Origin of the sequence: Serratia sp. 2880STDY5682894, from assembly GCF_001537385.1 — a bacterium.
GTDB classification, from domain to species: domain Bacteria; phylum Pseudomonadota; class Gammaproteobacteria; order Enterobacterales; family Enterobacteriaceae; genus Serratia; species Serratia nevei.
Window position 1 is genome coordinate 1 of the sequence record NZ_FCJA01000005.1, and the last position, 19,299, is coordinate 19,299.

The 19,299-nt window shown below is 57.8% G+C and carries 15 protein-coding genes; all 15 read right to left on the bottom strand.

The window, feature by feature from the left end; all coding sequences use genetic code 11:
* Nucleotides 1-90: 90 nt before the first annotated feature.
* The 15 genes from AWX27_RS12685 to AWX27_RS12755 all read right to left on the bottom strand — a co-directional run bounded on the left by AWX27_RS12685 (nucleotide 91) and on the right by AWX27_RS12755 (nucleotide 18,524).
* Entirely contained in the window at nucleotides 91-1,134 is a 1,044-nt protein-coding gene (locus AWX27_RS12685; RefSeq protein ID WP_060422585.1) for a LacI family DNA-binding transcriptional regulator, read from the bottom strand.
* Nucleotides 1,135-1,155: 21 nt separating this feature from the next.
* Nucleotides 1,156-2,565, bottom strand: coding sequence for a sucrose-6-phosphate hydrolase (locus tag AWX27_RS12690; protein ID WP_060423091.1), 1,410 nt, complete (start codon nucleotides 2,563-2,565; stop codon nucleotides 1,156-1,158).
* On the bottom strand, nucleotides 2,565-3,935 hold the full coding sequence (locus AWX27_RS12695) for a sucrose-specific PTS transporter subunit IIBC (RefSeq protein WP_060422588.1): 1,371 nt from the start codon (nucleotides 3,933-3,935) through the stop codon (nucleotides 2,565-2,567). The genes AWX27_RS12690 and AWX27_RS12695 overlap by 1 nt, the downstream gene beginning before the upstream one ends.
* Before the next feature lie 63 nt (nucleotides 3,936-3,998).
* Nucleotides 3,999-5,399: a carbohydrate porin gene (locus AWX27_RS12700; RefSeq protein WP_060423093.1), complete on the bottom strand. Its 1,401-nt coding sequence runs from the start codon at nucleotides 5,397-5,399 to the stop codon at nucleotides 3,999-4,001.
* A 195-nt stretch (nucleotides 5,400-5,594) separates the two neighbouring features.
* The gene (locus AWX27_RS12705) at nucleotides 5,595-6,521 is read right to left on the bottom strand and encodes an aminoimidazole riboside kinase (protein WP_038879399.1); all 927 of its coding nucleotides are present in this window, start codon (nucleotides 6,519-6,521) and stop codon (nucleotides 5,595-5,597) included.
* 224 nt (nucleotides 6,522-6,745) lie between these two features.
* The gene (locus AWX27_RS12710; RefSeq protein ID WP_060422592.1) at nucleotides 6,746-8,893 is read right to left on the bottom strand and encodes a phosphocholine-specific phospholipase C; all 2,148 of its coding nucleotides are present in this window, start codon (nucleotides 8,891-8,893) and stop codon (nucleotides 6,746-6,748) included.
* Between the two features lie 124 nt (nucleotides 8,894-9,017).
* Complete coding sequence (queF, locus tag AWX27_RS12715) at nucleotides 9,018-9,857, bottom strand: NADPH-dependent 7-cyano-7-deazaguanine reductase QueF (RefSeq protein ID WP_060423095.1); 840 nt, start codon at nucleotides 9,855-9,857, stop codon at nucleotides 9,018-9,020.
* Nucleotides 9,835-10,731 (bottom strand): queuosine precursor transporter, encoded by an 897-nt coding sequence (locus tag AWX27_RS12720; RefSeq protein WP_019453032.1) that lies wholly within the window; start codon nucleotides 10,729-10,731, stop codon nucleotides 9,835-9,837. Before AWX27_RS12720 ends, queF begins: the two co-directional genes overlap by 23 nt.
* Complete coding sequence (locus tag AWX27_RS12725) at nucleotides 10,732-11,346, bottom strand: helix-turn-helix domain-containing protein (protein WP_004937341.1); 615 nt, start codon at nucleotides 11,344-11,346, stop codon at nucleotides 10,732-10,734.
* 529 nt (nucleotides 11,347-11,875) lie between these two features.
* On the bottom strand, nucleotides 11,876-13,177 hold the full coding sequence (locus AWX27_RS12730) for a cytosine permease (RefSeq protein ID WP_049198549.1): 1,302 nt from the start codon (nucleotides 13,175-13,177) through the stop codon (nucleotides 11,876-11,878).
* Nucleotides 13,178-13,197: 20 nt separating this feature from the next.
* Entirely contained in the window at nucleotides 13,198-13,887 is a 690-nt protein-coding gene (locus tag AWX27_RS12735) for a helix-turn-helix transcriptional regulator (protein ID WP_060422595.1), read from the bottom strand.
* Nucleotides 13,888-13,914: 27 nt separating this feature from the next.
* Nucleotides 13,915-14,325 (bottom strand): GNAT family N-acetyltransferase, encoded by a 411-nt coding sequence (locus tag AWX27_RS12740; protein WP_060422598.1) that lies wholly within the window; start codon nucleotides 14,323-14,325, stop codon nucleotides 13,915-13,917.
* Nucleotides 14,326-14,752: 427 nt separating this feature from the next.
* Entirely contained in the window at nucleotides 14,753-15,667 is a 915-nt protein-coding gene (locus tag AWX27_RS12745; protein WP_060423099.1) for an alpha/beta hydrolase, read from the bottom strand.
* 626 nt (nucleotides 15,668-16,293) lie between these two features.
* Nucleotides 16,294-17,178, bottom strand: coding sequence for an ATP-grasp fold amidoligase family protein (locus AWX27_RS12750; protein WP_060422602.1), 885 nt, complete (start codon nucleotides 17,176-17,178; stop codon nucleotides 16,294-16,296).
* Nucleotides 17,179-17,228: 50 nt separating this feature from the next.
* Nucleotides 17,229-18,524, bottom strand: a complete 1,296-nt coding sequence (locus AWX27_RS12755) for a lysine N(6)-hydroxylase/L-ornithine N(5)-oxygenase family protein (RefSeq protein ID WP_060422606.1) — start codon at nucleotides 18,522-18,524, stop codon at nucleotides 17,229-17,231.
* Nucleotides 18,525-19,299 lie beyond the last annotated feature (775 nt).

Below are 19,299 nucleotides of genomic sequence, written 5' to 3' on the forward strand. Positions count from 1 at the left end.
GCCTGTTAGGGCGCGGCTGGTAAGAGAGCCTTACAGGCGCATATGAAAAACCTCCGGCTATGCCGGAGGATATTTATTGATTCAGAAATATCACTCCCCGGCCAACAACGCCCGGGAACCGGCATGACGCCAGTGGATGCGGCCCGGCAGATAAAGCGCATGCTGTTCCAGCGGCCGCTCGTCGATGAGCGCGGTAACCTGGTCGAAGCTATGCTGCGCCAGCGCCCGGCAGTCTTGCGCGACCGTGTCTATCTTCAGCGTCATGCAATCGAACAGGTAGTGATCGTCGAAGCTGCACAGGTGGATGTCGCTCTCCATCAGCTGATGCTGCGTCAGATAACGCAACACCCCTTCCAGCAGGCCACAGGCGGCGGTGAACAGCGCTTTGGGCGGACGCCCCAGCTGTGCGCACAGCTGAGCGAACATCTCGTAACCTGAGCTGGGGTGGTAGCTGCCGTTGATGATCCATTCCGGTTTGCACGTTACGCCGGCGCGCTCCAGGCCAAGCTGGAAGCCGGCCAGCCGATCGCGGGTCGGTGAAATGCGCGGCTGCCCGCCGAGAAAATAGATCTCATCCGGATGTTGGCGCGCGACCTTTTCCACCAGGTCGGCGGTCGCATTAACCGAATCGGTGATCACCAGCGGCAGCTCGGAACCGGCGATCAGGCGGTCCATCTGCACCACCGGCAGCCCGACGTTGATCTTCTGGTATTCCGCGTCGTTCAGCTGGCTGGAGGCGACGATCAGGCCGTCGACCTGCCGTTGCACCAGACTGTTCACCGCCATCATCTCCTGCGCCGGGTTTTCATCGGTGCAGGCGATCAACAGCTGCAGACCGGCTTCGCGGCACAGCGTTTCCAGCTCGCGCGAGATCACCGCAAAGCCGTAGTTGGTCATCTCCGGTACCACCAGCCCCAGCGTGTGGCTGCGGTTGGAGCGCAAAGAGCGGGCGTGGATGCTGGGCTGATAATGGTGTTCGTGCGCCAGCGCCAGAATGCGATCGCGGGTGTCGTCGGACACCCGGTATTCCTTGCTGCGGCCGTTCAGCACCAGGCTGGCGGTCGATTTCGACACCCCGGCCAGCGTGGCGATGTCACTGATGGTAATGCGTTTATTTTTTTTCACTGACGCCATCTGAAGTCATCGGAGGATGCGTCATTCTAGCATGCATGGCGTCAGCGGCCAGTATTCCAACGCCAGCGCTGCGCTCCCGTTCAGCCGCAGTTGCGGTTCACCTGCCGGGAAGTAGCGCGCGCTCATCACCGCCTCGCCGTGGTTGATGAAGATTTCCACGCTGGAGCGATCGAACAGCAGCTGCAGATGCGTGACCGGGCCGCGCCAGTAACGGTGCTCCGGCCGGCCGTCGGCCAGAGAGGCGCGCGTCAGCTGCAGCCGCTCGCCGTCCCAGCTCAGCGTCATCGCGTCGCCAAAGGCGGCGCTGAACGCGCCCTGCGGCGTCAGCTGCAGCTCCGCGGCGCCCAGCGCATAGGCGGGGGCGTCATCGGCGCGGCCTCGCCAGTCTTCTCGCTCGCCGCGCAGCTGTTGCAACTCGCGCGCCGGGCGCTGGTGGAGGCGGCCATGCCGCAGCGACAGCTCGCGTGGGCAGGTCATGGTATGGATCCAGCCATAACGGCGCGTCGGATGGGCTTCTTCATCTTGCTCGGGCACGCCCATCCAGGCGAACAGCAGGCGGCGGCCATCTTCCGCCAGCGTTGTCTGGGGCGCGTAGAACTCGAAGCCGGCGTCCAGCTCGTGAAATTCGCCGTGGCTGAAGGCCACCTGCCGATAATCCAGCTTGCCGAGCAGATAACCGGCCTGATAACGGTTGAGGTAGCGTTCCGGCTGCGGCGCCAGCCCCTGCGGGCAGCAGATCAACACGTCGCCGCCGTCCAGCGAGAACAGATCCGGGCACTCCCACATGTAGCCGAATTCGCCCAGGTCGTTCAGGCCGGAACCGGCGATCTCTCCCAGCGCTTGCCAGTCGCGCAGATCGCTGGAACGCAGCAGCAACACCTTGCCGCGATCCTGCAAGTCACGCGCGCCGAGCACCATGTACCAGGCATCCTGATGACGCCACACTTTCGGATCGCGTACGTGGCCGCTGTAGCCCTCCGGCAGCGGCAGCACCGGCCCGAGTTTGCGGTATTCGGCCCGATCGCTTTCCTGAGCCAGGCATTGGTAAGCGGTGCGTGAGCCGTCGGGGAATTTCACATTGCCGGTATAGATCAGCGTGATTTTGTCTTCCGCCACCACCGCCGAGCCGGAGTAACAGCCGTGGCTGTCGTAACAGGCGCCCGGTGCCAGGGCGAGCGGCTGATGTTCCCAATGCACTAAATCGATCGACTGCCAGTGTCCCCAGCACTTGTTGCGATGATCGCAGCCCAGCGGATTCCACTGATAGAACAGGTGATAAACGCCGTTGTGCTGGATAAAGCCGTTAGGATCGTTCAGCAAGCCAACGCTGGGCGCCAGATGCCAGGCCGGGCGGTGCGGATCGCGCAGCGCGAGTGGCTGGCCGTTCATGACCGCCCGCAGTGCCTGTTTGATTAAGCTGAGTTCTTCCATCATTGCGCGTCCGTGTTGTATTTCAGCAGCAGGGAGAGCACGAAGGCGCTGCCAAAAGCGATTGCCAGGCCGAGGATATAGCTGACCAGCGAACTGGCCTGCACGATCGCCATGCCGGGGATCGCCGTCAGTCCGACCGCGTTCATGCCGACATGGTTGGCCACCACCCAGGCGCCGCCGAGCGCGCCGCCCGCCAGCGCCGCCAGGAAAGGCTTCACGAAGCGCAGGTTGATACCGAACAGCGCCGCCTCGGTGATGCCGAGCATGGCGGAAAAGGCCGAAGGCACCGCGATGGCTTTGATTTTGGCGTCGCGGGTTTTGAAATACACCGCCAGGCAGGCGCCGCCCTGAGCGATGTTGGCCATCGACCAGATCGGCAGCAGGAAGTTGACGCCGATATTGGGGTTGCCGAGCAGCCCGGCCTCTACCGCATGGAAACTGTGGTGAATGCCGGTGATGACGATAGCGGAATAGAGGCCGCCGAACAGCAGCCCGGCGAACCACCCCGCATGGGCAATCAGCGTGCTGAGCACGAAGGAGATGCCGTCGCCCAGCGCCCGGCCGGCGGGGCCGATAAACAGCAGGGCGACAAAGCCTGAGATGACCACCGTCAGGAACGGCGTCAGGATCAGATCGAGCGCGTTGGGGATCACCTTGCGCAGCCGCTTTTCCAGCACGCTCATGAACCACACCGTCAGCAGCACCGGGAACACGGTGCCCTGATAGCCGATCATGGCGATGTCCAGACCGAAGAAGTTCATGGTGTGGAACCCTCCGGCGACGCCCCAGGCGTTGGTCAGCGCCGGATGCGTCAGAATGCCGCCGAGCGTGGCGCCCAGGTAGGGGTTGCCACCGAATTCGCGTGCGGCGGTGAAGCCGATCAGAATCGGCAGGATAATGAACGCCGCCGAGCTGAACATATCCAGCATGATAAACAGCGCGCTGTTGGCATCGGCCCAGCCATAGGTTTTCACCATGCCGAGCAGCCCCATCAACAGGCCGGACGCGACGATCGCCGGGATGATCGGCACGAAGATGTTCGACAGCAGGCGGGCGATGCGCTGCAGCGGGTTGAGCTTTTTCGCCGCAATATCGGCGGCTTCGGCCTTGCTGGATTCGCTGACGCCCGCCGCCTTGATGAATTCCGCATGCACCTTGTTGACCAGCCCGGTGCCGAAGATCACCTGGATCTGACCGGCGTTGCTGAAGCAGCCTTTGACGCCGTCCAGTTTGCCGATGGCCTCTTTATCCACTTTGCTGTCGTCCACCAGTACCAGGCGCAGGCGCGTGGCGCAGTGGGCGGCGCTGGCGATATTCTCTTTACCGCCGAGCAGTGGCAACAGCGCGTTGGCGGTTGCGGTAATGTCCATGTTGTCCCCTTGCTAAATAAAAATGCCGCTGCGCAGTTTGCGGCGCAGCGACGTGAATCGATGTCAGAAGAAATACTTGAATCTGGCGCGCATGCCGTAACGTTGGTCGTTGTCGCCGTTGGCTATCTTGTTGTCGGCGTTGGCTTCCAGCAGCGAGACATAGGCCCCCAAATACAAATTGAAATTCTTCATATTCATAATGTTAGGTATCTGATACGACGCATGAACGGTGTGGATGTCGTAGTTGCCCGGTTCGCTGAGCGGGTTGTGGATATCGGCGGCGATCCCGGCGGTATTGAACTCTTTGATATTGTTATGGGCATAGATATAACCCAGTTCGAAGCGCCGCCACAGCACGTTCACGCCGGCAGTGAAGTCTTGCTCGCCTGACGCATCCAGATAGGCGGTGCTCAGGTTGGCCACCACGCCGTTGTCCGGATCGGCGGCGCTGTTGTTCCAGCTCATCGTCATGCCGTAGCCGTTGCGCTTGGACTGATCGACGAAGCGGCCCTGGCTGTCCTGATAGCCGTAGGCGTTATTCACCACGTTGCTTTCCATTGCCGCCGCGATGCTGAAGGCGTCTTTTTTCCAGGCGATCACCGGGCGCAAATAGGCGACGTTTTTCTTATTGTCCAGGGCGTTGCCGTGGTAGCTGCTGTCTTGGAACAGCGAAGTGCCGTCCTCCACCAGCGTGTTCAGCTCGAAATAGACATCACCGGCGTATTTGCTCAACATCAGGTTGCCGCCGCTGCTGCTGCGGCCGCGGCCTTCTTTCATCATGTAGATATAGCCGAAGCCGTCGGCGTACAAATCGTTGGCGGTATTGCCGGAGTATTGAATGAAGGTGTCCTGATTCAGTGGGAACATGTCGTAGGCTTCAAAGCGGCCGATTTTGGTTTGCCAGTTCTTTTCATTGCCGAAGAAGAAGGCGGCGTCGTCCAGGTTCATTTTGCCGGTCATGTCCGCCAGCGGCTGCACGCTGAAGCCGGAGAAGTTGCCGTCCTGATTGCGGCGGTAGCCGTCCAGCCCGACCAGAATGCGACCGTTGATATCCCAACGCTCTTTGTTGCCGGGCTTCCAGTCCTTGTGGTCGCTGCCTTTCAGCGACGTCAGTTGGCCGCTGCGGCTGGCGCCGTCCAGGTTGAACTCCACGTCGCCGTACAGCTTCAGATCGTTGAAGCCGTTCAGTTTCAGTGCGCTGGCCGGGGCAATCGGCGTAGCGGCATGCTGCGCAATCTGCGCGGTTTGCCGTTCGGTGTTGGCGGTGCGTTGTTCCAGCTGTTGCGCCCGGCGTTCCGCCGCCGTCGCGCGGGTTTCAGCCTGTGCGGCGCGCCGTTCCGCCTGCGCCAGACGTTGTTCCAGGGCGTTGAGGCGCGCCTCGATGCCGCCGCTGCCCGATGCCGCTGCGCTGGAAGCGGAGAGGAAAAGCCCTGTTGTTATCGCCAAATAGCTGAGTTTTTTCATCATCGTCTATCATCCGGGTAAGGGTTGTTATTATTGTTTGCTAAATTGCTAAGCCGGTTTTTCAAGGCGAAAGATAACGAGAGGGAGGCGAGCTGGCAACTCAGTTAGCTAACCCGATTCAGCTATTGTGATCGAGCGCGCAAATCGTGGGCAAAAGACCACGGCGAACCTGAGGATCGCCGTGGATGCAGAGGATCAACGGAGGAAAGCCGCCAGCTCGTCGGCGTGGGGCAGGGCGGTCATGGCCCCTTTGGCGGTGGTGGCCAGCGCGCCGCAGGCCTGCGCCTGGGCGATAACCGCCGGCCACTGCGCTTCCTGCGGCAATTCGTGAAGGCGTGCCAGCGCCGCTAACAGCCCGGCGACGAAGGCATCGCCGGCGCCGGTGGTATCGACCGGAACGACAGGCGCCGCGCGGAAATGACGCAGCCGTTGGCCGTCATGCACATAGACGCCGTCGCCGCCCAGCGTCACCAGCAGCAGGCGCAGCGGATAGGTTTGCATCATCCAGCGAATGGCGTTCTCCAGATCGTCAAGATGGCTGATGAAAGCCAGCTCTTCGCGCGACAGTTTCACCACGTCCGCCAGCAGCAGCGCCTTTTGCAGGCAGGGGCGCAGCGCTTCCGGCTGGCGCCAGACCTCTTCGCGGATGTTGGGATCGAAACTGACCCGGCCACCGGCCGCCCGGATGCGTTCCATCGCGGCAAAGGCCGCGCTGCGGCTGGGTTCCTGCGAGAGCGCGATGGAGCAGAGGTGCAGCCATTCCCCCCGTTGGAAATCCGGCAGATCGTCAGGCTGCAAAAACAGATCGGCACTGGGCTGCACCATAAACGTGAATGAGCGCTCACCCTGCAGATCGAGATCCACCACGACCGTGGAGGTGTGGTGTTCGGGGTCTGGCCGCATATGGCCGATATCCACCCCTTCATCGCTCAGCACCTGCTGCAGAAAGGCACCGAAGCCGTCTTGCCCCACCCGCCCGATAAAGGCGCTGTCGCCACCAAGCCGGGCGATCCCCACCGCCACGTTAGCCGGCGCGCCGCCGGGGCATTTGAGATAACCGTTGGCATTTTCCGGCACCAGGTCGATCACGGCGTCGCCCAGTACCCATACGCGATTTATCATGCTTAATCCCTGTTATTAGCCTTGTCAGATGGGTGGCTAAAATAGAAGAACCGGTTTAGCAAGGCAATGAAATAATATCCGACCGTGAGCGAGATCAAAAAAATAGCGGGGGTGGGGCAGGGAGAAGGTTTTGAGAATGCGCCCACCGCGGGAGAACCGACGTCTGTGGGCGCCACAAAAAAGAGGCTGGCGGTTTAATTTCCGCGATTTCAATCTACAACGCTTTACTCCTGGCCCATCAGCGGGTCGCTGACGCTGTGCTCGCCATCCTCCAACCGGCCCGCCAGGCGGCGTAGCCAACCTCCCGGGCTTTGCAGCGTAAGGTCATACCAACCGCCGCTGGCGTGGGCATCAAAGCTTTGCTGGTGGCTGCCGCCTGCCGGCAGCGTGATGTGCCACGGGCCCTGCTGCGTATAGGGGCAGCGTTCGAGGGTAACCGCTATCGCTTCGGTGCCCGGATTGTTCAGCTGCAGCTGCAGGCTGCGGCCCGTCGGGCGCAAACGCACCTCCGGCTGCGGCCGGTTCAGGGCGCCGCGCAGTTCACGATGAAAGCCGTTGGGGCCGAGCAGCCACAGATGGTACTCATCCTCCGTCTGCCAGTCGTCGCTGACCGCCTTGCCCGCCTCGACGGTAAAACGGCGCGGGATCTGCGCTAGATCTCGCCGATCGTAGACGTGAAACACCGCGCCCTGCTCGCCGGTATTGAACAGGTTCAGCGTCACGCGGCGCTGTTCGGCCGCGACGGTGGCCTCGACGTGCAGCTGGTAGGGCAGCGCGCGGGAAGGGCGCGCCAGGCGGCGTTGGTGGGGCAAACGCTGGTGGACAGGCGATGGCAGCGGTACCTGCGGCAGCTGTTCCTGGCGCTGGCGCAGGCCATCGGCGGCGTGGCGGCTGGTGGCGGGCAGGCTCGGCAGCGCTTCGCCGTTAGGGTCGACGAAGTTGAACGCCGAGGTGAGATCGCCGCACACGGCGCGGCGCCAGGCGCTGATGTTGGGTTCATGCACCTGAAAGCGCTTTTCCAGGAATTGCAGCACCGAGGTGTGATCGAAGACCTGCGAATTGACCCAGCCGCCGCGGCTCCAGGGCGACAGCACCAGCATCGGCACCCGCGGGCCGGGGCCGTAAATGCGGCCGTCCGGCGGCGGTTGATCCTGCGAACCGGGCGGCGCCACGTGCTGGAAGATCTCGGTGTCGAACGGCACCGTCGATTTACCGGCGAAGCTGCCGTCCTCGCGCAGCGACGGCGCGGAAGGCGAAGGCATATGGTCAAAAAAGCCGTCGTTTTCGTCGTAGTTGACCAGCAGGACGGTTTTACTCCACACCTCTGGGTTGTCGGTCAGCGCGTTGAGGATCTCTTGGGTGAACCAGCCGCCCTGCACCGGGCTGGAGGGATCGGGGTGTTCCGAATAGGCCGCCGGCGCGATGATCCAGCTGACCTGCGGCAGTTTGCCCTGCTGTATGTCGGAGCGGAACCCGGCCAGCATGGCGTCCAGATCGTTGCCGTCGGCGGCCGGCAGGGTGTTGCCGTTGCCTTTGTACAGCGGTGCGGCCTCGTTGAGCGCATCGCGATAGGGCACGAAGGCGTTGAAGTCTTTCGGCGGCCGCGCCGGATTGCCCACCTGAATGCTGGCGGCGCGGTACTGGCGGAAGCCCGCCAACGGGTTGTCGGTAAAGTTGTCCGGCAGGAATTGATACACCTTCCAGCTGACGCCGCTCGCCTCCAGCCGTTCCGGATAGGTTGTCCACTGGTAGCCGATCTCCGCCGGGCCGGGGCTGTCCCATTCGTTGACCACCACCGCCACGTCGGCGGCGGACGGGCCGTTGGTGCCGGTCCAGTGGAACAGCCGGTTGGTGTTGGTGCCGGCGTGAATAGCGCAGTGATAGGCGTCGCACAGGGTAAAGGCGTTGGCCAGCGCGAACTGGAACGGCAGCTCATGCTGGCGGTAGTAGCCCATTGAAGCCGGCGTTTTGTAGGTGGGCCAGGCGCTCATGCGGCCGTGATCCCAGGCGGCTTGCTCATCCACCCACGAATGCGGCGTGCCGGTGACGCGCTGGGCGTTGCCGCGTTTGCTGTCCAGGTGGTAGGGCAGTACCAACCGCTCGGCGCCCTGCTGTTGCCAGACATGGCGATCGCCGGGCAAGGGAATGGTAAAACGATCGCTGAAGCCGCGCACGCCCGGCAGGGTGCCGAAGTAGTGGTCGAAAGAGCGGTTCTCCTGCATCAGGATCACCACGTGTTCGACGTCGCGCAGGGTGCCGGTGCGGTTGTTGGCGGGAATGGCCAGCGCTTTGCGAATCGAGGCGGGCAACAGCGAGAACGCCGATCCGATGGCGGCAGCCCGCAGGATGTCTCTGCGTGAAAGGTCAGGCATGCGTCGTTAATCTCCGTCAGTGTGCTTTGAAGATAGCCGCTGACGACGATAATGGCGAAAAATAACAGGGAGATGAAAGCGAGGGAAACAATGCTCCCTGGCGGGAGCACTGCGGGGATAACGCTTACTGTCTGATCAGGCGGCCGAGCGCCGGCGCCGTTTCGAAATCGCTGCGGAAGGGGTTGATATCCAGGCCGCCGCGGCGGGTGTAGCGCGCGAATACGCTGAGTTTTTCCGGACGGCAGCTCTGCTTGATGTCGTTGAAAATACGCTCGACGCACTGCTCGTGGAATTCGTTGTGCTGGCGGAAGGAGATCAGGTAGCGCAGCAGGCTTTCGCGGTCGATTTTGCGGCCTTCATAGCGGATCACGACGCTGCCCCAGTCCGGCTGGTTGGTGACCAGGCAGTTGGATTTCAGCAGGTTGGAAGACAGCGTCTCCGACACCGGTTCCCCTCTCTCGGCCGCGCCGCTCAGATATTCCGGTTTGAAGGCGAAGTCGTCGACCGCGATATCCAGATCGTCGATGTTGATGCCCGGCAGGCAGTCGATCTGCGCCGGGTAACCTTCCAGCCCCGGATAGAGCTTGACGGTGACCTGGCCGTTGGCCGCCTGCGACAGATCTTTCTGCATGGCGGCGCTCACCTGTTCCACGCTGTCAAAGCGCGTTTGGTTGAAGCTATTGAGATACAGCTTGAACGATTTGGACTCGATCAGGTTCGACGAGGAATGCGGGAAGGTAAATTCGCCGATGCCCACCACCGGCTTGCCCTTGGCGTTGAGCCAGGACAGCTCGAAGGCGGTCCACAGATCAAAGCCGCTGAACGGCAGCTGCCGCTCGTCCACGCCGATCAGATCGCGGCCGCGCGCACGCGGCAAGGCTTCGAGCAATGCGGGAGCATATTGATCCGGATAATCGGAGTTCGCGCCAAGATGGGTGATCTTATCTTGCTTTTGGATATGCATATTCATTGCCCTTTGCTTGTTCGGTATTGATGTAGCGGTTAAACAGACTGCGGGTGGCGTAGATTGGCCCGACGCCCAGCAGGGCGTAAACCACCTTGATCAGGAACTGCGACAGGATCATGGTTTTGATGATGTCCCAGCTCAGCACGTTGTAGAACGCCAGCGTACAGAACACCACGCTGTCGATGGCCGAAGCCACAACGGTACTGGTGATCACGCGCACAAACAGGTAGCGGGAGTTGGTCAACTCTTTGATTTTGCAAAGCAGGTAGGAGTTGACGTTCTCGGAGATCAGATAGGCCGCCGACGAGGCCACCAGCACCGCCATGATGCTGTGCACGATGCCGTTGTAGGTCTCGCTGTACTCCCACTGCGGAATGCTCGGCACCAGCGTCGTTACCCAGACCCCCAGGACGAAGGTCAGGTTGGCGATAAACGAGATGATAATCGTGCGCCGGGCCAGCCGTAATCCATAGAATTCGTTGAGGATGTCCACCAGAATGAACGTGAGCGGGTAGATGAAGATCGCCGGCGGCGTGATGAGATTCAGCACCGGGATTTGGATCGGCTTGACGCCGCACAGCGTTGAGAAAATATAAATCACGCTGAGCGCCACGGTAATAATCAGGTAGGCGTACCAGGAGCGTTCGTGGCGATCGCTGAGCTCGTAGGCGGTTTTTTGTTTGTTGTCGCCATAGAGTTTGCGGTACAGCGCCTGCAGCTCGTGCCGGCTCAGATCTTCTGATATTTCGCTGTCGGCCAGCTCATTCAGCCCCATGGTAATGGTTTTGCCGGTGGCCAATACCATGACATTGGCCGCGATGGTGCCATGTCGGGTGAAGCCCAACAGCTTGAACTTCTGATTCGGTTCCATTTATAACCTTTCTCCAACGATATAACCCAGGAATTGCACGGTGTCCTGAGGGCGTTTGTCCATGCTTTCGCTGTCTTTGTCGTCAACCACAAAGAAGCCGCTTTTTCCCGAGTGATACAGCAAAGGTGAATCGCAAATCAGTACCGGCGGGCGTTTGATGATGATGACTTCGCCGGGAATAAATGACCCTTTAATTTCGGTCTCTATTTTCATTGCCAACATGTTCGACTCATCGCCGAAGAAATAAGTCAGAGGAAACTCGGTGACCAGCTGCCCGATCTTGCGCTGCGAGACGGCCAGATAGCGCGACTGCGGGATCACCGGGATGGCGGAAGGGTTCTTGTTGCCCTCGGTGGACAGCGTTTCGTTGAGCAGCTCCAGTTTTTCCAGATCGTAGTCTTCGATCTCTTCACAGGAGACCCCGAAGAAATCGGAAATCCGATTCACGGTGGATTGCTGAACGTTGTTCACTCTTCCGTCAAGAATTTTGTAGAGAGTCGTGCGCGTCAGGCCGCTGCGGTTGGAAAAGGAAGCCTTGGTTTCACCGCGGGTACGCATCAGATATTCAATATTTTTAATGATGTTGATTTTGCGCTGTGCGTTGGTGGTTTTCATCGGCTGTCCTTACAAACATTACGCTGGCTTCACTATATCTTACGCGTCGGCGTTGTCCAGATAAAAAGGCGCTGAGGGGGAGGTAACCGGCTGATTATTGGTGGTAATTATTGTTTCTTGTCAGCCGTTTAGCGCAGTGATGTTAGCGCAGGCGATCGGGGTGACCTGCAAAGATGATAAAACTGTGTAAATCAATTGATTAGCTTTTGCTTATGGAAAAGTGAACACAAAAGCCAATTTTATGTGTACTTTTATGTTGACCAAAGCCGATTTCATGAGCTACTGTTCATTCAAGCTGAAGTTTTTCTTTATGATCAAAACACTGAAGCCAACGATTTTATAATAAAAAACTCAGAGGGGGCGCTGCCACACTCTGAGCCTAATAGATAGCTTGCTACCGACACCAGGGACCCTAACCACGATGGCCGTTTGTCCTCGCGATCGGCCCATTCTTTTCCGTTACGCCCACCTTTCCTGAGCATAAACACTCCCCCGTCACCGGAGGAGTGCATTAACTCATGGGCGAAAATCAGAGCGACTTCTGTGAGGCCAGCGGTTTTTGCGCCCGGCTGAAGGCCAGTTTGAGCACCCAATACAGCAGGCTGGCGGCCACCAGAGAGTTGATGGTCGGTACGCCCCATTCGGTTGCCAGACCCACGGCGCCACCGGCGATGCTGGCGACGATCGCCGCCCAGCCGATGGTTGGCGTCTCGTTTGGCAGCTGGCCCGTGCGGCGGCTCTCGTCCAGGATTTTGCGGTGGCTGCGCAGCAGATAATAGTCCACCAGCATGATGCCGATAATCGGCGGGAAGACTACGCCAAGCACCGTCAGGAAGTCGACAAAGCGGTCCAGAATGCCCAGCACCGACAGCGTGGTGCCCAGAATCCCGATCACCAGGGTGGTGTAGGTGTACTTCAGCTTTTTGCCGGTGATGCCTTCCACCGCGTTGACGATGCCCAGCGAAGAGGAATACAGGTTGAGATCGTTGACGCGCAGGGTGGAGAACACCACGACCAGCAAACCGGCGCCGCCGGCCGCTTGCGACATGATGGTGACCACATCGGCGGTGCCGAGGGTTTTGGCGATCAGGATCGCCAGGCCGTTCACCACGAACTCGCCGGCGATGATGGTGAAGATCGTGACGCCGAGCACGTGCTTGCCGTTTTTGGAGTAACGGGTCAGGTCGGGCGTCATCAGGCTGGCCACGATGGCGCCGCCGACGACGATGGTGATGCCGGCGCTGATGGTCAGCGGTTCACCCGGCGGCGCCAGCTGGATGATCTCCTGCAGGTTATGCCCGGTCAGTGCGGTCACCGATATATAGGCCACCAGCATGATGAACATCGGCACCGCGATACGGGCGGCGATGCGCAGCGCTTTGAAGCCGAATGCCACCAGGATGGTCAGCAGCGTGCCCGAGAGCCCGGCGGCCAGGCCGAAGCCCAGCTTATTGCCGAGCGCGAAGTCGAGCGACTTGGCGAAAATGGCGTTCTGAATGCCGAACCAACCCAACAGGCTGACGGCCACCACCACGCCGATCAGCACCGACCCCAGACGGCCGAAGCCGCACCAGCGCGCCAGCAGGCTGCCGGAAATCCCTTCGCGCATGCCCGCCAGCCCCAGGCCGTAGGTCACCACGCCGAAGATCAGGCTGCCGACGAAAATGGCGGTGAAGGCGTCAAGCAGCGTCATGGAGTTGCCGAGCACGGCGCCGAGCATGAACTGGTCCAGCGCGGTCAACATGCCCATATGCACGATGGCCACGCTTAAAAACGAAACTCTTTTATCCTGCGGCACCCGGGTGAGCGGATAATCTTCGATCTTTATCACGGTGAGATCTTCCTTGCGGTTCAAATAAACTGAATGCCTTTGGTTATCAGGCGATCGGGAATGTAGTTATCCAGGTTGGCGTATTTGCAGTACTCCTCAAATTGCTGCTGAGTATGCACGTTGGCCTTCTGGTAAATGTTATAAATGCGGTTTTCGATGGTCTTATTGCTGACGTTATAGATTTTGGCGATTTCTTTCACCGTAAATCGCTGAAGCATAAGAAAAATGACATCGAGTTCGGCACGGGTGAACAGCTCGTTATTGACTTCGGTGGTCAACACGCTGGGCTTTTGCTGATTGATGTATTTCAGCGGCGACAGGCTGTTCATCGGCTTGGCGTTCCAGATCACGCCAATCACCTGTTTGTCATCGTTGTACACCGGCAGCTTTTCGCTGATAAACGGCGTCAGGCTGTCTTTGCCGTACCAGAAGTGCGTTTCTATGACCGTGACCCGATCGCGCGCCGCTTCGGTCATCTTGTCATGTTCGATAAAGTCGGCGGCGGAGTCGGCCCAGTCGGCGGGGAATTCGTGGTCATATTTGCCGGCGACGTCGAAATTCAGCGGCGTATTGGTATAGAGATAAGCGGCGCGATTCATATAAAGGTGGCGGGACAGCTGGTCTTTGATGCCCCAGGGCTCGCTCAGGTGCTCCATCATGGTGATGAGGCCCTTAAAATAAGATTCATTATTTTTATGCGATGAACCCATACCTACCTCTGCGCCGCTCAGGCCGCGTTACAGGCTTTTAGCTAGGTAATGGCGGGTGTGGCGATGCGCGTAGTCGCCCAGCTCGCCGTAGACCCGGTAGCCCAGTTTTTCGTAGAAGCCCCGGGCCTGGAAATCGAAGGTATCGACATAGGCCATATGGCAACCGCGCTTGCGGGCTTCTTCTTCGGCCAGTTGCATCAATTGGCGGCCGTAACCACTCTTGCGACACCGATCGCCGACCCACAGATACTGCACTTCCAGGCCGCCCCACCAGGTACGTGCGACCAGGCCGCCGACGATCTGCTGGTTGTCGTCGGTGACGGTCAGGAACAGTGGGTGAATGTCTACGGGCTGGGTTTTATGGTTGTGAGCCCAGAGGCTGTCGATAACGAACTCTTCATCCTGCGGGTTGGGTTTGTCGGTGATATTAATATTCATTTTTAATATAATTCCCTGATTTAATTATTCAAAGCTGAACTAGGCACTTTCGCCCTAACCGCTTCTAATATCACTTCCGTTAATGTATTTCAAGGGTGGTTTTCACCCTTTTCCGCCGGGTGAGGAGGCGCTTATAGTAGGCGTCACAGGGAGAAGAAAATAGTGAAACAGGCGGTATTAAAACGCTGAAATGCCCTGCTTACACCATCTTTTCCTACTTGCGCCTCACCAGGGCCCCACCGGGAAAACTGCAGTACTGTATGGCTCCACCGGATAGAGCAAGCTCACTTGCCGACGGGGGAGCCACTTTGTTTTTTGACGCGCCCACCCGCGCCCGCCACTCGCTGTCTCAGATATTAAACACTCTTCTCATCAGAAGATATGCGCCGCAGATGAAAATGTGGCCGATACCTTCTGATCCGCTGATTTAGTTCTCTGTTATGACGCTGCTCAGCGCCGGCTCGATGGCGGCATCCAGCATGGCGCCGTGTCCTAAGGCAGGCCACTCCCGATAGCCGACGGCGAGACCGTCGAGCTGTGCCAAATGTTCGGCCAATAAACGCGTTGCGTCCGCCGGCAGAGCGGGGCTCTTCACGCCGGGCGGAGTCGCACGATCGCGTTCCGCCAGGCCAACCCACAGTTGCAGCCTCGCCACCGGCGCCGGGCGTCGCGCCATCATCTGCTGCGCTTCTTGCAGGATCATGCCGTTGCCCCACCACAGCGAGGGTTCCACGGCGATGTAGCGTTGGAAGGCGGTGGGATGAGTGAACAACGTGTGCAGCACGAAGAGCCCGCCATAGGAGTGACCCCACAGCGTTTGCCGCTGCGGATCGACCGCCAGTTTGGCGGCGATCGCCGGTTTGATCCGAGTTTCAATCAATTGCAGGAACGCATCCGCGCCCCCGCCGCCCCGCGGCGGTTGCTTCAGGCCCGCCGGCAGAGGGAGCGTATAGTCGTAGGCGCGGCCGGCGGCATCGATGCGCAGATCGTTGTCATAGCCGATCATCACCAGCACCGGCGGCCGCTTCGCCGCCGCCAATTTGGCCAGCAAGGCGGGGGTCAATCCCATCAGCACCGCATTGCCGTCGAGGAAATAAACCGTTGGATAGCCGTCAGGCGCAGGGGCCTGGCGCGGCTGGGCGATGCGAACGCGGTAATGCCGTTGGCCGTCGGCGGAGGTGAAGCGCAGATCGCTGAAACGGTAATCTGCAGAATCGCTATCGGCAACGGTAGTGCCGATCTTGCGTTCCAGGTCGGGCCTGGCCAGCACGGAGCCCGGCAGCCAAAGGCCGATGGCGAGCGCCAGAAGCGCGGAGATAAAATGCCGGTTGGACAAGAACATGCGGATCAACATCCTTGTAAAAGGCCGATAGTAGCATCCGTTCGGGGCCGGCAAAACCTACCTTTAGGGCGGGCATTCCGACGGCGAAGTGCGGCCGAAGCCCAGATAGGGCCGCCAGTTGCTTTGCCGGGTTAATAGCAACCCCTTGTTATTATTGATAAGTCAGGAATAAGAAGGATTACAATTAATTAGAAATGGTTATGGTTTTTGTGGGTGAGTAAACGGCGAAGAAGGGTGAAAACACACGATTATCAACGATGTTTAGCAAAAAAAGCCCTATAAAATAGGGCAAAGACACACAACAACACCAGGGAAACTTTCCGGTATCTTATATTATAGCTTCCTATACATATAGAACATTTTATTATAAATATGTAAGTGATTCTTATTAATCGCTCAATGCCATTGTTTTTCAAATGGTTATGCAGCCTTTGCTGAGATATTGCCCTTGGGGCTGGTGCGGATAGCCAACGGCGGGAGGCGGAGATGTTGCCGTCACGGCGGAAGAACAGGCGAGAGCCTCGGCCCGATAACCCTCAAGGCAATACCGACCGGCAGGCGGCAAACGTGCCGGCCGGTATTTCTGCTCAGGCGTGGCCGATCTTCACCGTGGGGCCAGGTGAAAATCAGTGCTGTTGCAACGTCAACATCTCGCCAAGCAAAACATCGGTTGGCGGCAGGATATCCGTATCCAGCCCGGCGGAGGGGGTAAAGGTCAATTCGCCGAAAATGATCCGGCCTTTGGAGATGTAGAAATCAACGCGAACAAACTCGAAGGGTGCGGACAAGCGTGAGGCGTAGTCAAACAGCTCATCGTAGCCTTCTGGCTTCACGAAGGCGTCTATTTCTTCCTGGCTCAAGGCCAGGCAGTCATCGCTGTAGCACAGAAACTTGAAATCTTTGTCAAAGAAGTAATACTTCGGCGACCCGGTATCTCTGCCGACACACAGCAACGTGCAGTAGGGCACACCGCGGAAACAATAGATTTTATAGTCTTCAGGCCCGTGACCATTGGCCGATTCGATATATTTCTCCCCAATGATCTTTTTTTGTATCCCTTTGTAGTTGAGCTCTACATAGGTTTTCCAATAATCGTCTTTCATCCAGCCATCGATCAATTTTTTGGCGCTCTTGATATTCAGCAATTTTTTATTCTGGCAAATCAGGTTATACCCGGAACCGTGATTCCCTTTGATCACAAACTTATCCGGTAATGCGTCCCACGGAATATCGTTTACTGAATCGCAGGCAAAGTACAATTCATTAAGGATCTCTTCGCACCCTTGATCTTTGATGTACTGTCTTACCGCGTATTTATCTGCACACTGCTTCACCAACGCATTGTGACTATAGCCATTCAACTTCAGGTGATTGATCTTTTCATTCCAGGTGGACGGCGCCTGCAAGTTTAACGGTTTGCCAAATGCTTTTTTGTAGAGCAATCTGGCCTTGAATTCGGGAGCCAATATGGCCAGCTGCTTCGTAATAAATTTAATGACTTGTCTTTTCATATCCGTAATTCCATCAAAGCGTAGTGACAATGATTAAGACGTTCTTGTATTTAAAACGCGTGTGGCACGCTTTCACTGCGCCATTGAATGGCCGTCGGCGTGGTTCCCAGATCAAATGGCTTGCGGTCTAACGCCCGATTAAGAATCCGGGCCGATCGCCACGCCATCAGGCTCAACTGCGGATCGGCGATGCCGTGATTGTGCATACTGGCGTTCATGGCGAATAAGCAGTTCTCCGCCGGGCCTTCCCACTCAAAGGTAAAGTCTGGGGCGATGCGGTATTCGCCATCCGCAGTGGTCAGCAGGCGATGGGCCAAAGGTTCAAGGAACTCTGGCGTGGCCGTCTGATAACCGGTGGCAAAGATCACCACGTCCGCCTTGAAGGCTTCTTCACCGTGATCGAGATGATGACGCGTTTCGAGTTGGTAGGCGTTATCCAGCGTGTGTTTCACGGCCGTCAGCGAACGGCTGGGCAGCAGGCGCACCCATAATTTCTCGCGCAGAACATCGAAGCGGTGGTACATGGCGCGATAAATCGCCAGCAGCGACTCACTGGTGATGCCGTCTGAGGTCATCTTCTGTTCGGCCAGCATATGCCGCTTGGCTGCGCTATCCAGCGAGTAAAAGCTCTCGACGTAATCGGGCGTGAAGTATTCGTTGGCAAAGGCCGCTTCATCGAGCGCGTTGTAATTGTTGCGGCGCGATATCCAGTCGAGCTGGTCCGGCTGCCCCCATTCCCCTTTAAAAATATTCAGGAACAGATCGGCGCCGCTCTGGCCGCCGCCGACGATCGCCACGCGTTTGCCGGTCAGATCGGGGTTGCGCAGCATCATTTCGCTGGCGTGGAAACAGCGATCGCTTTGCGCCGTCACGCAATCCGGCAACTTTATTTTCTTGCCTATACCAATGCTGACGTGTTTGGCGTGGAAGACCTTATTCGAGGTGGTCACCACGAACTGGCGCTGCCGATCGTCGAACTCGATCTGCTGAACGTCTTGGTTAAACGCCAACGAGTCCATCCCGCCGGCGGCCCAGGTGAGGTAATCGGCGAACTCTTCACGCGATGCGGTGCGCTGCTCCGTCGTCAGAAAACGATAGAACTTTCTGTTTTTTACCAGATAGTTGAGAAAGCTGTAGCGATTGGTGGGGGCTACCGCGCTCACCAAATCTTTTAAAAAGTTGGTCTGCATGCTGCAATCCGCCAGGATCATCCCTGGGTGCCAGGAGAAATGAGGTTTGCGCTCCAGGAATTGCCCCGTAAACCCCTCTATTTCACTTCCTAAGGCCGCCAGGCTAAGATTCGACGGGCCAAGGCCAATGCCGATGATATCCAAACGCTGATTCATTAATAAGCTCCAGTATAATGAGAATAATACCCAGAAATACGGCTGCAGATAGGGTCGCTTATAGCAACCAGGCTGCCTTTTTCTTATAAGTAAGCTTCACGAATTAAATTTAATTAAAATGTGTACGGGCCAGAAATACCGAATTTTTAAATGCCCGTTTAGAATTGGGTAGCACATCAGGTAAAGGCTACGGGCGTATTTCTTTCCATGAAAATCCCTATGAAAGCTTGCATGTGGTTTTAATGATTATTCCTAAGTAAAAATCCGATATCCCTGAGTCTCGACGCCATGAAAACGATCGCCTGAAGCGGCTACCCATCGTATGGATTCTCATCTGATTTTCTGGTGTATGTGCCAGCCTGCGTTCGTTTTGCATTTCCGGGATCGGGTGTTCGTTGCTTAGAATAACCCTAAAATAGGCGCTGAGAAGGTGAAATAACGTGATATTAGAATCAGGGGGTATTTTGAAAAAATGAAATTAAAAGTGAAATTATGAAATCAGTTTATTATACTTCTTTTTTTACATTTTAATTCAATGGGTTGAATGCTTGTTCATAGCTGCTTGTTGAGTGAATGAGCAGGGGGGGGCCTGAGGAAGAGGTTCCCTTACTTCGTCGTTCTCATCCTGAATCAATAGAATTCGCCCCCTGTGAGCGTTAAGTGATAGGACAAGAAGTGTTCATGCCATATACAAAATGTGTTGCGCGTTTAGTGAACATCGACTCAATGCCAATGGGCTCTCAAAGAGGAGCGGCTACCCCGCGTAAGGCGATTG

Bases quoted from the DNA above. Each gene is read 5' to 3' on its own strand.
- AWX27_RS12685 (WP_060422585.1), bottom strand. From the start codon at position 1,134: ATGGCGTCAGTGAAAAAAAATAAACGCATTACCATCAGTGACATCGCC.
- AWX27_RS12690 (WP_060423091.1), bottom strand. From the start codon at position 2,565: ATGGAAGAACTCAGCTTAATCAAACAGGCACTGCGGGCGGTCATGAAC.
- AWX27_RS12695 (WP_060422588.1), bottom strand. From the start codon at position 3,935: ATGGACATTACCGCAACCGCCAACGCGCTGTTGCCACTGCTCGGCGGT.
- AWX27_RS12700 (WP_060423093.1), bottom strand. From the start codon at position 5,399: ATGAAAAAACTCAGCTATTTGGCGATAACAACAGGGCTTTTCCTCTCC.
- AWX27_RS12705 (WP_038879399.1), bottom strand. From the start codon at position 6,521: ATGATAAATCGCGTATGGGTACTGGGCGACGCCGTGATCGACCTGGTG.
- AWX27_RS12710 (WP_060422592.1), bottom strand. From the start codon at position 8,893: ATGCCTGACCTTTCACGCAGAGACATCCTGCGGGCTGCCGCCATCGGA.
- queF (WP_060423095.1), bottom strand. From the start codon at position 9,857: ATGCATATCCAAAAGCAAGATAAGATCACCCATCTTGGCGCGAACTCC.
- AWX27_RS12720 (WP_019453032.1), bottom strand. From the start codon at position 10,731: ATGGAACCGAATCAGAAGTTCAAGCTGTTGGGCTTCACCCGACATGGC.
- AWX27_RS12725 (WP_004937341.1), bottom strand. From the start codon at position 11,346: ATGAAAACCACCAACGCACAGCGCAAAATCAACATCATTAAAAATATT.
- AWX27_RS12735 (WP_060422595.1), bottom strand. From the start codon at position 13,887: ATGGGTTCATCGCATAAAAATAATGAATCTTATTTTAAGGGCCTCATC.
- AWX27_RS12740 (WP_060422598.1), bottom strand. From the start codon at position 14,325: ATGAATATTAATATCACCGACAAACCCAACCCGCAGGATGAAGAGTTC.
- AWX27_RS12745 (WP_060423099.1), bottom strand. From the start codon at position 15,667: ATGTTCTTGTCCAACCGGCATTTTATCTCCGCGCTTCTGGCGCTCGCC.
- AWX27_RS12750 (WP_060422602.1), bottom strand. From the start codon at position 17,178: ATGAAAAGACAAGTCATTAAATTTATTACGAAGCAGCTGGCCATATTG.
- AWX27_RS12755 (WP_060422606.1), bottom strand. From the start codon at position 18,524: ATGAATCAGCGTTTGGATATCATCGGCATTGGCCTTGGCCCGTCGAAT.